13 protein-coding genes are annotated in these 15,366 nt (G+C 38.9%); all 13 read right to left on the reverse strand.

All coding sequences use genetic code 11. The features are described 5' to 3' along the window. Positions 1-5: 5 nt before the first annotated feature. Positions 6-935, reverse strand: coding sequence for a UbiA family prenyltransferase (locus tag DRF67_RS00350; protein WP_115925856.1), 930 nt, complete (start codon positions 933-935; stop codon positions 6-8). A gap of 10 nt (positions 936-945) precedes the next feature. Beyond that, the gene (locus DRF67_RS00355; RefSeq protein WP_115925857.1) at positions 946-1,872 is read right to left on the reverse strand and encodes a mevalonate kinase family protein; all 927 of its coding nucleotides are present in this window, start codon (positions 1,870-1,872) and stop codon (positions 946-948) included. Between the two features lie 771 nt (positions 1,873-2,643). Beyond that, positions 2,644-4,134 carry an MFS transporter gene (locus DRF67_RS00360; RefSeq protein WP_115925858.1) on the reverse strand — a complete coding sequence of 497 codons (1,491 nt, stop codon included), beginning with the start codon at positions 4,132-4,134 and terminating at the stop codon, positions 2,644-2,646. Between the two features lie 105 nt (positions 4,135-4,239). After that, positions 4,240-5,418: an acetyl-CoA C-acyltransferase gene (locus DRF67_RS00365; protein ID WP_115925859.1), complete on the reverse strand. Its 1,179-nt coding sequence runs from the start codon at positions 5,416-5,418 to the stop codon at positions 4,240-4,242. Positions 5,419-5,557: 139 nt separating this feature from the next. Beyond that, entirely contained in the window at positions 5,558-5,962 is a 405-nt protein-coding gene (locus DRF67_RS00370) for a hypothetical protein (protein ID WP_115925860.1), read from the reverse strand. A 285-nt stretch (positions 5,963-6,247) separates the two neighbouring features. Next, positions 6,248-7,630, reverse strand: coding sequence for a nucleoside permease (locus tag DRF67_RS00375; protein WP_115925861.1), 1,383 nt, complete (start codon positions 7,628-7,630; stop codon positions 6,248-6,250). Between the two features lie 21 nt (positions 7,631-7,651). Further along, complete coding sequence (locus DRF67_RS00380) at positions 7,652-8,251, reverse strand: bifunctional nuclease family protein (RefSeq protein ID WP_115925862.1); 600 nt, start codon at positions 8,249-8,251, stop codon at positions 7,652-7,654. 180 nt (positions 8,252-8,431) lie between these two features. Beyond that, on the reverse strand, positions 8,432-9,379 hold the full coding sequence (locus DRF67_RS00385) for an electron transfer flavoprotein subunit alpha/FixB family protein (RefSeq protein ID WP_115925863.1): 948 nt from the start codon (positions 9,377-9,379) through the stop codon (positions 8,432-8,434). A 41-nt stretch (positions 9,380-9,420) separates the two neighbouring features. Beyond that, a complete protein-coding gene (locus DRF67_RS00390; RefSeq protein ID WP_115925864.1) occupies positions 9,421-10,167 on the reverse strand; it encodes an electron transfer flavoprotein subunit beta/FixA family protein in 747 nt (248 codons plus the stop codon). Between the two features lie 200 nt (positions 10,168-10,367). After that, positions 10,368-11,075 (reverse strand): SDR family oxidoreductase, encoded by a 708-nt coding sequence (locus DRF67_RS00395; protein ID WP_115925865.1) that lies wholly within the window; start codon positions 11,073-11,075, stop codon positions 10,368-10,370. A 78-nt stretch (positions 11,076-11,153) separates the two neighbouring features. Next, positions 11,154-12,887 (reverse strand): T9SS type A sorting domain-containing protein, encoded by a 1,734-nt coding sequence (locus DRF67_RS00400; RefSeq protein WP_115925866.1) that lies wholly within the window; start codon positions 12,885-12,887, stop codon positions 11,154-11,156. 23 nt (positions 12,888-12,910) lie between these two features. Beyond that, positions 12,911-13,657 (reverse strand): hypothetical protein, encoded by a 747-nt coding sequence (locus DRF67_RS00405; RefSeq protein ID WP_115925867.1) that lies wholly within the window; start codon positions 13,655-13,657, stop codon positions 12,911-12,913. A gap of 303 nt (positions 13,658-13,960) precedes the next feature. After that, positions 13,961-15,340 carry a dipeptidase gene (locus DRF67_RS00410; protein WP_115925868.1) on the reverse strand — a complete coding sequence of 460 codons (1,380 nt, stop codon included), beginning with the start codon at positions 15,338-15,340 and terminating at the stop codon, positions 13,961-13,963. Positions 15,341-15,366 lie beyond the last annotated feature (26 nt).

Below are 15,366 nucleotides of genomic sequence, written 5' to 3' on the forward strand. Positions count from 1 at the left end.
TTTTTTTACAATTTATGCTCTATTCCATTTAAAAGCATTGCAACAATTCCTACAAAAACCCAAAAACGCAATATATTCAGAGTAAAGAAGTTACTTCTTCTGGAAGCGTTGAGAAGAAGGTAGATACAAATAATCATCACAAACAAGGCCCCTGCAAAGTAATACGCCATAAATCCGGCAACACCGGTTTTGGTAATGATCTTCATGCAGACAGCCATGGTAATGACCAGTAAAGATATAAGGATAGTCCTGGCAGTTTTGCTTTTAAAATAATTCGGAATGGTAGTATATCCAAAGGTTTTATCCACACTTTTGGTAAGGGTGTCCTTTACGATATCAATGCACAGCAAAATAAGAAACAAGAAGACTGCCATCAGAAATACCTTTTTTGAAAAAGTTTCATAGTATACCATCATTCCGAAGAAAGGATACAGGGTAAGGCTGACAAAAGTAAGATTGTTGATGATAAGCATCCGGCTCAATTTATGACTGTACAGCCACATAAAGAACTGATATACAAGAAAAAAAACAAAAACATTACGGGAAATCATCCAGGCTACTCCGAGAGAAATAACACTCAGCCCCAGATAGGCGTATAAGAAATATTTCTGTTTGATGAAGCTTTGTACGCGGGTCCGGAAAGGTTTTACCACATGATCTTTTTCAAGATCGTAGAACTGGTTAATGATTCCTCCAGCCAGAATGGTGAGGACGGTGCAGAAAATAATGCCGTGTACTTTAAAATCGAACACAAAATTTCTGAAAGATTCATCCTGATTGAACAGGAAAAAAGTAGAAACATAGAGGGCAAATGTGAGCAAAGCTGCTACAAAAAAGCGTGCTCCAAGCAGAAAGCCCACGAATTGTGAAAATCTGTACAAAAGAGATTTTGAGACAAAGTTTTTAGATTGGAAAGTTTCTTCTTCAGAATTCATTCCAGTACATTTAAAATCTGTAAATCACCTCTTTTTGGAAGCCTTCAAGCATTTTTTCAGCTTTTTCATAGTCTTTGGTAAAGCCCAAAATATAACCGCCGCCGCCACTTCCGCAGAGCTTTAGGTAATAGGCGTTCGAATCCAGCCCTTTTTTCCAGATATTAAAAATACTTTCGGGGATCATTGGGCGGAAATGTTCGTAAGCCCAGTGAGAAAGTTTTTTCAGGTTTCTGAAGAACGGATTCATGTCTTTTTTAAGGAAGGCATCTATGCAGGCATTGTTATAACGGATAAACTCTTCCTTTAATGTTTTACGGAAACCTTCGGTTTTCATTTTTTCAAAGAAGATCTGAATCATTGGTCCGGTTTCCCCCGTTATTCCGGAATCGATCAGGAAGATCGCTCCTTTTCCTTCTTCTCCTTCCGGAATAGAAACCCGGTCCAGGTTTTCTTTGTTTTCAATAAGGATTGGCAGGTTCATATAACAGATCAAAGGATCCATTCCTGAACTTTTCCCATGGAAATAACTTTCCATTTCACCGAAAACAGCTTTTAATTTTTTAAGATTTTCTTTTGAAATATTCTCAGGATTTAGCTTGCTTATTGAGTATTTTTCGAAAATAGCAGCAACCAGAGCTCCGGAGCTTCCTACACCATATCCCTGCGGAATGTTGGAATCAAAGAAAAGTCCGTTTGAGATATCATTTTTGAAGCGCTCAATATCCATTTTAAAATCGTCAGAAAGGTTGAGTGCTGTCAGAAAATCAGAATATTTCTGCAGGTGTCTGTTGGAATTGAGTTCAAACTCAGAACTCAGATCTGAAAATTTTAAAGCTCCTTTATAGAAACTGTATGGTACAACGAGTCCCTGGGAATCTTCAATCATTCCATATTCTCCGAACAGAATTATTTTTGCATAAAATAGAGGGTTGGTCATTTTGACAATAAATCTTTTTGCAAAGTTAAAAATTATTCCGCTGAATATAAGCAAAAGTCAGGCCGAATTGCCATCTATTTTGCTTCCCTTCATTGTTCTACTAAAATTACGAAAAAAAATGCTTAAAGCAGCTACAATTTAAATAATAAAATTAATAGCTGCATGATATGACGAGCAGTTGTACAATGATTTAAACTAAGGATGACTATCACTGTTACGTTATAAGGGTTAAAAAAGCTGAATCAAATGCTCTATTAAGTGTTTTCCACGGGAAACTTCTGGTCAAGTACAAAAGTTAGGAGAGAAACTTAATATTTTTCTATTTATACTTTTGCCTTGAAGCAAAAGTATACAAAAATTCAAGACTGGAATCATCCACTAAAAATTGACCTTGCCTCCTAAAATTTCCAAACTCGCATGGATTCTACATTGGTTATTCGACTCAATAGGGTGACCATGCTCAGACACTGGAAATTTTTTAACGGATTCAAGATCAATTTTCTTAACGCTCCTGATTCCTAGGTCGATTAAGGAATGCTTACAACTACTCCACATAGTCCTGACTGTAATCGAATTAGAAAAAAAACTCCGAAAACATTCTCAAACATCTGTGGTCATTTTCTATACTTATATGTTAAAATCGAAGATCATCTCCTTCAGTCGATCAATGTTATTTTTCTATTCACATTAACTCAGCTTTTTGCTTAGCCCGAAGCTTGCCTTCTCACATTGGGCATAAAAAAAGACGCTAAAAATAACGTCTTTTAATTTTTATAAGGTTTCTCTTTCTTTTCTCATGGTGACCTTCAGAAACCGGATCAAAACTAATCCTGCACCGAAAAATATAGTCATTGATAAAGCAGCAATACGCATATTATTGAAATGCTCGATAAGCGTTGCAAATATAAATGTTCCGATAATAATCGCAATTTTCTCCAGTACGTCATAGAAACTGAAATACGTGGTATTTTCCATAGAATTTTCAGGAAGCAATTTTGAATAGGTGGACCTTGACATTGCCTGAAGTCCTCCCATCACCAATCCTACTACGGCAGCTACCCCATAGAACTGGTATTCCACTGTAGGATTTTCTTTGTTAAGGAAGTAAGCCCATAGACAGGCTACAATCCAAAGTACAATAGCAATTGAAATCACATTTTTGTTACCTATTTTTTTAGATAATCTTGAGAAAATAACCGCCCCGATAATGGCTTCGATCTGAATGACCAGAAGGGTTCCGATAAGTTTGTCCTGAGCAAGGTTGATCTCACTTTTCCCAAATAGCGTGGCCATCAGAAATATCGTCTGCATTCCCACACTGTAAAAAAAGAAACTGGACAGGAAAAATTTCAGGTTTTTATCTTTGAAAAGTTCGCCTCCCACTTTAAACAGTTCATGGAAGCTCTCCTTCGCAATATCTTTATAAAAGCTTAGATTGTCTTTTAGTACCTCGAAGAAGCCTCCCTGCTCTTCATGTTTTTTGAAGATGTTTTTGTAATTCAGCAGTACAAGATCTTTAGGGAGCTTTTCCTTCACATCCCCGAATTGCGGAAGATGCTTGAAGGTGTATTGTGAGAATCCGAACCACCAGGCACCGGTTAATAAAAAGCTGATTCTTGTAAACAATAGCTGCTGTGCTGCACCTTTAGCAAAAACCTGAATAAGGATCAGACAAATCACAACCAGAACTACAGAACCCAGATATCCGTAAACATATCCTCTGGCAGAAAGTGCATCCTGCCTGTCCGGAGTGGCAATATCGGGAAGAAATGAATTATAAAACACCAAACTTCCCCAGAAACCGACACTCGCCGTTATGCTGAACAGAAGCCCGAGAAATACATTATGCATCCCAGTGAACATGGCTAACCCCATACATGAGGTAGCTCCCAGATAGCAGAAGAACTGGAGGAATGATTTTTTGTTTCCTATGGTATCCGCTAAGGAAGACAGAAAGGGTGACAGCAAAACCACAATAAAGAACGATATGGTAAGTGAATACCCATACACGGCATCCGGCTGATACTCGTCTCCAAAAATTTTAATCATATGCCTTACGGGAACATCAATCCAGGATTTTGTTTCCTCCACATACTCCTTTTTTTCATAGGCTGTGGTAAGGATAGAATAATAAATGGGGAAAATAGTAGAGGTAATTACCAAAGAGTACACAGAGTTGGCCCAGTCGTATACTGCCCAGGCTTTCATAATCTTTGGGTTATTCTTTATGTTTTTAGGCTGTCGATTCTCAGTTTCAGACATTTCAAATAATATTAGTAGCACAAAAATAGAAAAACCATTAAGAAATGGATAAGTTTTTAAAAAAATTATCTATTCCTTAATGGTAATATATTCTGAAACAGAATGTTAGATATTTTCAATAACGATAGCAGACGCTCCACCGCCACCGTTACAGATGGCTGCTGCACCATATTTTGCATTATTCTGCTTCAATACGTTGATCAGGGTAACGATAATTCTTGAACCTGAGCTTCCCAGTGGATGTCCCAATGCTACTGCCCCTCCGTTTACGTTTACTTTGGCAGCATCTAATCCTAAGATCTTGTTGTTAGCCAGTCCTACTACAGAGAACGCCTCATTAAATTCAAAGAAATCGATGTCTGAAACTTCAAGACCTGCTTTTTTCAGAGCAATAGGTAATGCTTTGGCAGGTGCTGTTGTAAAGTTCTCCGGCTCCTGTGCTGCATCAGCATAAGAAATGATCTTTGCCAGAGGCTTAAGCCCCAGTTCTTCCATTTTCTCTTTTGAAACAAGGATCAGAGCAGAAGCACCATCGTTAAGAGTGGAAGCATTAGCTGCTGTTACCGTACCCTCTTCTTTTTTGAATACTGTAGGAAGTGTAGCAATCCTGTCAAAGTTTACCGCTTTATATTCTTCATCTTCAGCAAAGATTACCGGCTCTCCTTTTCTCTGAGGAATGGAGACAGGCACAATTTCTTCATTGAATTTTCCTTCGCTCCAGGCTTTTGCCGATCTTTTGTAAGATTCTACCGCAAAGTTATCCTGGTCTTCTCTGGTGATGCTGTAGTCAACAGCGCATTTTTCTGCACATACTCCCATATGCACTTTGTTGTATACGTCCGTAAGGCCATCAAGCACCATTCCGTCCTGCATTTTAATATCACCCAGCTTTGTAGCCACTCTGGCATTATAATAATGAGGAACCAAAGACATATTTTCCATACCTCCGGCCACAATAACGTCTGCATCACCGGCTTTAATCGCCTGAGCAGCCATTGTTACGGCCTTCATTCCTGAAGCGCAAACTTTATTGACTGTAGTGGATGGTGTATTGACAGAAAGGCCTGCTCCTAAAGCCACCTGACGTGCGGGAGCCTGTCCTTCGCCTGCCTGCAATACATTCCCCATATAAATTTCCTGTACATTAGCAGGATCAAGACCTATTTTATCTAACGCTCCTTTTACTGCTGCAGATCCAAGTTTTGTAGCCGGAACTGTCGACAAGCTTCCCATAAAACTACCCATTGGTGTTCTTACTGCGGAAACGATGAATACTTCTTTCATGTATATAATTTTTATTTTTTAACTGAAATGAAACGGCGGTTTCATTTATTTTACTTTTATATAAACCACGCTAAAGGCAGTTTTTTCAATTTTAGATTCGACTTTCAGTACATTATCCTAAGTGGCAAGGAGCCCATCCCTAAATCTGTGTCCTGTTATTTATTTTTTTGCTTTTCACGGCAAAGATCATCAGCAGAGCACCAATAAACTCCACTATCCAGCCCCATCTTAATTTCACCACCCCGGCAAGGCTTTCTCTCCAGGATTTGAAAGGTAAGAAACTGAAGTATTGTAACGACTGCATTTTGACTGCGGCAAGAGTGAATACAAATAATATGATTAGCAAAACACCAAAAACCCTGACGATTTTCGGACTGTTGTTTACTACTCCAAAAACGGCACATGCAGAAAAGATCCAGCATGCAATGGCCAGATAATGATCAAGCTTCCAGTAATTCCAATTTCCGATAACGGGAACGTGTACCAATGGAAGAAAGCTTCCTGCAACAACCAATAATAATCCTAATAACTGAATATTTTTCATATTTACTAAAGTGCCAAAATACAAAAAAAAACACATTTTCAAACCATCTGTCAGCAAACCCACCATTCTTCTTCCTAACAGTCATTAGTCTCAATAAAATACCCGAGATATTATTTATTTATTAATAATTTATCTGTTATACTGATTATTTTGAAATACAATGGTAACAACTCTATCACTGATGATCACAATTTTTTATTCTTAAAATCACACTTTGGCAACAAACAGGTTAAAAAAAATGCACTTTCAAATGAAAGTGCATTGATATGTTTTTTTCTCATTGCTTTAGTGACTCACTGAGGATACATCTTCAGGCTTGTGCTTATGTCTGAACAGTAATGCAAAGAATATAGCCAGCACCAACGCGTAAATAGCGAAAGAAAGCCATATCTGCTGCCAGTCTTTTACCAAAACAATAGAAGAAAGGGTTCCGTCGGAATTGACGGCTGCATTAAAGCTATTTTTCAAAATTTCCAGGAAGGTAGGATTATCGGGTGTTGTTTCCAGATAGGCAGACAGATCTGTAGCCGTCGTAAATTTATGGGTAAAGAATTTATCAATAGCCCAGCCTGCGATATAACTGCCAAAAACGGCTCCAAAACCATTCGTCATCATCATAAACAAACCTTGTGCGGAAGACCTGATTTTCTTATCGGTCGTAGTCTCCACAAAAAGTGAACCTGAGATATTAAAGAAGTCAAACGCCATCCCGTACACGATACACGAAAGGATGATCAATGACAGCCCAAACCCATCCGGAACTCCATAGGCAAAGAAACCGAATCTTAGCACCCATGCCAGCATGGACATCAGCATTACTTTTTTGATTCCAAACTTTTTCAGGAAGAAAGGAATTGCCAGAATAAATAAGGTTTCTGAAACCTGAGAAATTGACATAATGATCGTAGATCTCTGTACTACGAATGAATCTGCATATTTCGGAAAATGGGCAAATTCACTTAGGAATACGTCTCCGTAAGCATTGGTCAGCTGAAGAGCCGCTCCCAAAAGCATAGAGAATAAGAAGAACAATGCCATTTTATAGCTTCCAAAAAGCTTAAATGCATTAAGCCCTAACTGCTCAGATAACGGTGCGTCTTTGTCGATCAGCTTTTGTGGCGGGCATTTTGGTAAGGTAAGGGCATAGATCCCTAAAAATATGGCTACCGCCCCTCCGATATAGAACTGCCCTTCTGTGGCTTTGTTACCACTAAGATTGGTAATCCACATCGCCACGATGAAACCAATGGTTCCCCATACACGGATTGGAGGAAAATCTTTTACTACATCCAGATTGTTATTTTTCAGAATGGTGTAGGAAATGGAATTGGCCAGGGCAATTGTAGGCATATAAAAACACATGGCAACAAGCATCACAGAAAAGAATGAATTCGGATCTGCAGAATGAGGCAATATGAAAAGAATAACTCCGTAAAGGATGTGTAATACTGAAAATATGCGCTCAGCATTGACCCATCGGTCAGCAATAATTCCAGTAATGGTAGGCATAAAAATGGAAGCAATTCCCATGGTTCCGAAAACAGCTCCAAACTGAGTTCCCTCCCAGTGTTTTGTGCCAAACCAGAAGTTTGCCATCGTAATCAGCCATGCCCCCCAGACGAAAAACTGGAGAAAGCTGAGGATGGTCAGTCGTAATTTTAAATTCATAGTTTATATAAAGTATCTCTTTTAGTCAATTTTCTTTTTCCTCCTCTTGATTTCTTCCTGAATTTCAAGGGCGGTATCATAATCTTCTTCTTTAACGGCATCATCCAGAAGCTTCTGAAGTTCTTCCATTGAAAGGGATTTCAGGTTATCTTCAGTCTGTACGGTCTCTGAGAAAGACTGTTCTTCTTTTGAAACATCTTCAAGCTCCAACAGAATACCGGCTTCATTAAGGACCTGCTGTGTGGTAAAAATAGGTGCGTCGAATCTTACAGCCATCGCAACGGCATCTGAAGTTCTCGCATCAAGAATCAATTCTTCTTCAGTTTCCTTGTTTTTAAAGTTAATATTTGAGAAGAACACGCCGTCAACAATCTGATATATAATGACAGAAACCAACTCATAATTGGTAGAAACTATAAATTTTGTGAATAAGTCGTGGGTAAGGGGACGCGGTGGATGGATATCTTTTTCCAGTCCGAGAGAGATAGACTGTGCTTCGAAATTTCCTATAACAACAGGTAATTTTATGTGTGTTTCTTCATGCTCCAGTAACAATGCGTACGCCCCTGATTGAGTCTGGCTGTACGATATTCCGCGAATAATTAGCTGCTTATAATCCATAGCTACAAATATAGATTAATTTTTTGTTGTGATTTCACTTTTTTACGCAAAAATAAAAGCCCGGAAAGCCGAGCTTTTATTGTATTGTTTATGATTATTAATCGTCAATAGTGAAATTTGCTGTGAAGATAAATTTCTAAACCAACAAGCAAAACGTATTGACTACTGCCGATTCATTTTTTATCCTTTTATCGCTTTGATCTTTTCTGTCAATGCAGGAATAATCTGGAAGGCATCTCCCACTACTCCGTAATCTGCTGACTTGAAGAATGGTGCTTCGGCATCGTTGTTAATAACTACGATTGTTTTTGAAGAGTTGACTCCGGCAAGGTGCTGGATTGCTCCTGAAATCCCTACTGCAATGTAAAGATTAGGGGCGATAGCTTTACCTGTCTGTCCTACGTGTTCTGTGTGAGGTCTCCATCCGATGTCTGAAACCGGCTTAGAACATGCTGTAGCAGCTCCTAAAACATTAGCCAGATCTTCAATCATTCCCCAGTTTTCAGGTCCTTTCATACCTCTACCTGCAGAAACAACTACTTCAGCCTCCTTAAGGTCCAGTTTACCAGAACTCTGCTCGTGAGAGATCACTTTTGTATCTTCGTTTGCAACGGAAAGATTTTTAATTTCTTCCGATCCTGATACTGCGTTTTCTTTTACTCCGAAAGCATTCTGAGAAACCGTAATAATAACTCCGTTTCCTTCAGCTTTAGCATGCATAAAACCTTTTCCTGAGAACGCTTTTCTTTTCACCTGGAAAGGAGAAAGGCTTTCCGGAGCTTCCAGAACATTGGTAATTAAAGAATAATTTTTCATCACTGCCAACATGGGAGCAATAGAAGAAGCATCTGTAGTGTGAGGGAAAACAATAAGGTTTCCGTCTGCCACTTCGCTTACAGCCTGCGCAAATGCTTTTGCTGAAAAGTTTTTAAGACCTTCGTCTTTGATATTGATAACGTTTGACGCTCCATATTTGTATAATAAATCTGAAGAATCGGTAGGATTTACAGAGATTGCCGTAACGGTATCTCCAGCTTTGTCTGCTACTGCTTTTGCATAAGACACTGCTTCGAAAGCTGCTTTTTTGTAAACTCCATTTATATTTTCTGCGTATACGAATACTGCCATTTTTTTTAAATTTAAAGATTAAAAATTAAAGAATTAAAAGATTAGATTACTTTTGCTTCTTCGTGAAGTAATCTTACCAATTCATCCAGATTGTCCGGAGAAACCATCTTTACAGCAGCTCTTGGCGGTACACTGTCATAAGATACTCCCTGAACTTTCACTTCGGAAGACGTAGGCTCTACAACCTGTAAAGGTTTTGTTCTTGCAGACATTATCCCTCTCATGTTTGGAATGATAAGGTCTTTTTCGTCTACCAATCCTTTCTGTCCCGCAATAATTGCCGGCAATTTTACAGAAATCGTTTCTTTTCCGCCTTCGATTTCTCTTACGGCAGTAGCTTCGCTTCCGTTTACATCCAATCCTACGGATGCATTAACGAATGGCTGGTTCAGTAGCTGAGCTACCATTCCCGGAACAGACCCACCATTATAATCGATAGATTCTTTACCACAAAGGATCAAATCATATCCTCCGTTTTGTGCTACTGCAGCAATTTCTTTTGCTGTAGAATAGCTATCTTTAGGGTCTAAATTTACTCTTACTGCATCATTAGCACCAATAGCTAATGCTTTTCTGATCACAGGCTCTGTAGCAGCATCTCCTACATTGAGTACTGTTACGGTAGCTCCCTGAGATTCCTGAAGTTTGATTGCTTTGGTCAACGCAAATTCGTCTAGCGGATTGATTACCCACTGAATTCCGTTTTTGTCGAAAGCAGATTTATCTGCTGTAAAGTTAATCTTGGAAGTAGTATCCGGAACACTACTAATGCAAACTAATATTTTCATATGTTGTTCTTAATTTTTTTATTTGATCATATGTAACCTTACGGTTTCATGTGTACTATTTTATTTTTATCTCTTTCAAGTACAAAATCCTGACGGTTTTTGGAGAGATTTTGTTTGAATTAATTTTTGCTAATATAAATAAAAAATATATTATGCATGCATAATACTTACTAAATTATTATTCAATACATTAGAAGTATTTACTTCGCTGGCTGCGTCGCTCTAAACTCTATTTTACTGGGCAAAACCCTTGGATTCATCTTTAAAATATCCAATATCAGATTCCCCATATCTTCCGGTTGGATCTTCCAGCTGTCTTTTTCTGAAGGAACATTTCCATTGAAATGAGTGGCTACCGATCCTGGCATAATGACTGTAGATTTGATGTTGTATTTTCTTAAATCGATCATGGCAGCCTGCGTAAATCCTACTACACCAAACTTAGAGGCATTGTAGCCGGCACCATTCTCAAAGAAATTAGCTCCTGCAAGACTGGAAACCGTGATATAATACCCTTCCGTCTTTTTCAACTGTTCTACGGAAGCTTTTAAGGTATAGAAAACACCGGTTAAATTGGTTTCAATCATATCATTCCATTCTTCTGCAGTAAGCATATCTACGGGCTTGAAAATTCCTAACCCGGCATTGGCGATCACAAAATCCAGCCTTCCGAACTTCTCAGTAATATTTTGTACAGCCTGTTCTTCACTTTCGAGGCTTCTTACGTCAGAAACGATTCCCAAAACATTCGGAGCATACTGTTTCAGATCTTGTTCTGCTTTCTCCACATCATCTTTCTTTCTTCCGGAAAATGCCACTGAGACTCCATTTTGAAGCAAGATTTTAGCAATTCCGAAACCGATGCCTTTTGTTCCGCCTGTGATATAAGCGACTTTATTTTCTATCATAATGTATAGATTTAAGTTCTTAAAAATAACAAAAACGCCCCAATTGGAGCGTTTTATTATGCTAACATTTATCAGTAATTATTTTTTGACAAATCTTTGTGAAGTTTTTCCTTCTTTTGTCTCAATGTTGATGAGATAGTTTCCTGAAGGCAGGCTTCTTATATCTACCTTGTTACCGTCCAGTTTTACCTGTATCATTCTTCCTGAGATATCTGTAACAGATACGTTTATGATCTCTGAAGAAGTTATGATATTCAGAACATCTGAAGCCGGATTCGGGAACAGCTGCACTTTTTTAGCAAACAGATCTTTTTTATCTGTCTGAGCTTTAGGTGCTGTTCTCAGATTGAGCAACATATTATTTTTTGAATTTTTATTTCTTGCTTCAACTTCTCCACCGGAACATTTACAATCTTCAATCTTTGCCAGATAGTTGGATCCATTCTGAATATAAGTATCCGGAAGAAGACTGATGCTTGTCCCGGCCTTCATGGTAATATCCTGTGTGGAATTCACCTGATAGTTCTGCTGGGCTGTAATCGTGCTGCTTGCATGGTAGGTATATGGGGCAGTGTGGGTATCTGGTGCTGTCAGATCATAAGACGCCACACATGATCCTACCCTTCTCGAAAGCTTTGGAAGCAGCTGAGGAAGGTTATTGGTAGAACCTACATAGATGAATGCACTTGGCTGAGTCATCGCGTTAAGGTTGATAGAGCTCTGTCCATAAACATCAGGATTAATGATCTGGCTCAAGCTGCCCCCATTGTTATATCCAACCATATGAAAATAAATATCCCCTTTTGTATTCCTTTGAATGGTGCTAGGTCCTCCTACACCATTGGTTCCTGACATTCCGTTGTAAATCGGAGTATAAACGATGTTGGAATTGTTAGAATTCGGGAGGTCTATAGCGTAAAATGTTGTCGTATTGCTGGTCAGATCATAACCGCTTACATACAGTATATTTGCATATTGATTGAATTCTGCATAGGTCGCTGATGTGCTGGCAATAGATAAGTTATAATCTGTCGTCAGCGATCCCGAAAGGTTATCAAAAGAGCGTACCATTCCTTCGTTTTCTTTCAGGCTTGGATTGGAATTGGTGATACACAGCAAGTGTGAATAGTTACAGGAATCACCTACTTCCGGTGAAGCTTTGATCGAAATCCCATCATAGGAGGTAAAAAATCCTGAGGTATTCAGATCGGTTACTACAGGAGTAGTGCTCAGTCCTGAACCACTTAAACGGTAGGCATATAATTTTAACCCGTTGGTCACCAAAACCCAGTACGAACTGCCATCTCCATGAGGAACAACCGTTACTCCGCGTGCATTACTGATTTCATTTCCCTGTCCGTCCAGAAGCGGAACTTTTTTCTGGTTCTGGACAACATCACCTAATGGCTGACCATTAGATCCGTTGCTGCCTAAAGACATATCCACTACAGAATAGCGAACAACATTACCAGCTACCCAGGTGGTTGTAAAAATGTAGTACAAATTAGGATTGGTGGGATGTTTTACGGTAGCCGTCTGAAGCCCGTCCTGATCAATATCACCGTTGGGCATCTCCTGGTTTTGTCTGTTCCAGACTTTCCCTCCGCTGCTGTAGAATAGCAGCTTTCCACCACTATCGCTTACGGTCGCTGAGGAATTCAGGCTGGTCATATCACTGCCATTCACAAACTGAGGAGTACTTCCAGAGAAATTAATGGCTATCTGGTAGCCGAAGTACCAGTTGTTATTTTCTCCCTGAGCATAGCCCCATAAGGACATGGCGAGGAGCATTGTAGAAAAAAGCTTTTTCATAAATAATGTGAGTTTAGAATTATTTATTTCACTTTTTTCTCAAGCATTTCCAGACGTTTGCTCTGTTCATCCATTTTTTCCTGCTGCTGCAACGTATACAGGGTAAGTTCTTCAATTTTTTTCAGAAGAAGGATATTCATTTCTTTAAGCTCTATTCCGTTCTTGATCGCTTCCTCAGTAGTAGGAACTTCCGGTAAATGCCCATTATCATTGATAAAGGATTTCAGCTCCTTCAAAGGCATCAGTTGATAATCTTTGGCAAAGACATAGTCTGCCCAGCCATTGTTAGCTGCAATTTCAACTTTTACTTTCTCAGTTTTGATTCCGTTTCTGACAAAAAGCATATAATCATCACAGCCAACACAGTTAACGGCATTGGTTCCGATCCCTACTCTCGAAGTGGATGAAACGAAGAAAACTTTACTTTGATCCGGAACACTTCCATCCAGATTGATGTATTCATGCGAAGGATAAATATAAAGACCATCTGTCCCTGAAATGCTGGACATATTGATCACATTTTCCACAGTAAAATAGGAGTTTACATAACTTCCCCTGTTAGGAATACGGTATCCAAAATTGATTTTTCCATCTACCATTCTCAGGTTTCCTTTGCCTATGGTAACTTTATCATAAGACTGTGCAGTTCCCACGCTTACGGCCCCCACTCTGTTGATAGGATCTGAAGTTGTATTGTTTCCGGTCCATTGTTGCGAAAATAAAGAGTTGGCACACAGAAGTGCGAATAAAATTGCAGTTGTTTTTTTCATGTTATTAATTTTTTTATTGAAAGCCAAAAATATTAATAATATTTCAATACACAAGACCGTTAAGTAAAAAAAACACCCAATAATACGTGTTTTGATATTAAATTTAAATATTTGTTTTAAAATGATTGCGATCGTCAGAAAAAAACACATTTGTTGGAAACCAGATGATGCAGCTATTGAATGCGTCAACACTAGTCCCATTTTATAAATCCAAATAAAAATAGCCCAACATCCCCAGATAAATGAAAAAACAAATAAGGTATTTCTTATCAGAAACACCTTATTTGTTATCATATTTTCCAATTATTTGGAATAGTTCTCAAAGAATAGCGGGATACTTTCAATTCCTTTGTAAAAATTGAATAATCCATAATGTTCATTTGGAGAGTGGATAGCGTCGGAATCCAAACCAAAGCCCATCAGAACAGATTTAGCCCCCAGAACTTTTTCAAACATAGACGTAATAGGAATACTTCCTCCACTTCTGTATGGCAGTACTTCTTTACCGAAGGCTGTTTCCATAGCCTCTTTAGCGGCTAAAAACTCTTTGGTATCACTTTGCAGAACGTAAGGCATTCCTCCATGGTGAGGCGTCACTTTTACTTTTACAGTATCCGGTGCAATCTTTTCGAAATATCTTGTAAATTTCTCAGTGATTTCCTCCGGAGTCTGATAAGGAACCAGTCGCATGGAAATTTTAGCAAACGCTTTGGAAGGAATAACTGTTTTAGCACCTTCTCCTGTATATCCTCCCCAGATTCCATTACAATCCAATGTAGGACGGATGGATGCTCTTTCCAGCGTTGTATAGCCTTTTTCTCCTTCCACTCCGCTCAGTCCGATTGATTTTTTGAATTCTTCAGGATTATCCTTCAGCTTATTCATTTCTGTTCTGTCTGCATCAGATACAATCTCCACATTATCGTAGAAACCGTCAATCGTGATATGCCCGTCATCATCAATCATTTTGGCAATCATTCTGGAAAGCACATGAATAGGGTTTGGAACCGCCCCGCCATAAAGTCCTGAATGCAGGTCTCTGTTTGGTCCTTCTACCTCTACTTCCACATAGCTTAGCCCTCTAAGTCCTGTTGTAACGGTAGGCTGCTCGTTGCTGTAAATATGGGTGTCAGAGATCAGGATACAGTCACAAGACAATTTCTCTTTGTTTTCATTAACGAAATCCCCTAAGCTTACAGAGCCTACTTCTTCTTCTCCTTCTAAAATAAATTTAACGTTGCAAGGAAGCGTATCGGTTCTCATCATGGCTTCGAAAGCTTTCAGATGCATGAAGAACTGTCCTTTGTCATCTGCTGCTCCTCTTGCGAAGATAGCCCCATCCGGATGAAGTTCGGTTTTCTCAATATAAGGTTCAAAAGGAGGTTTTCTCCAAAGTTCCAATGGATCTGCTGGCTGAACGTCATAATGCCCATAGACCAATACGGTCGGCAGACTTTCATTAATTATTTTTTCTCCAAAAACAATTGGATACCCTTTTGTCTGGCATACTTCTACGTTATCTGCTCCCGCGTTCCTAAGGTGCTGTGCACAAACCTCCGCACACTTTAATACGTCCTCTTTATAAGCCGGATCAGCAGAAATGGAAGGGATTCTCAATAACTCAAATAATTCATCCACGAAACGCTGCTTGTTTTCGTTAATGTAATTTAATGTCTCTTGCATTGTATAAATTTATTTTGTTAAAATTA

This window comes from Chryseobacterium pennipullorum (genome assembly GCF_003384725.1).
Taxonomy (GTDB): domain Bacteria; phylum Bacteroidota; class Bacteroidia; order Flavobacteriales; family Weeksellaceae; genus Chryseobacterium; species Chryseobacterium pennipullorum.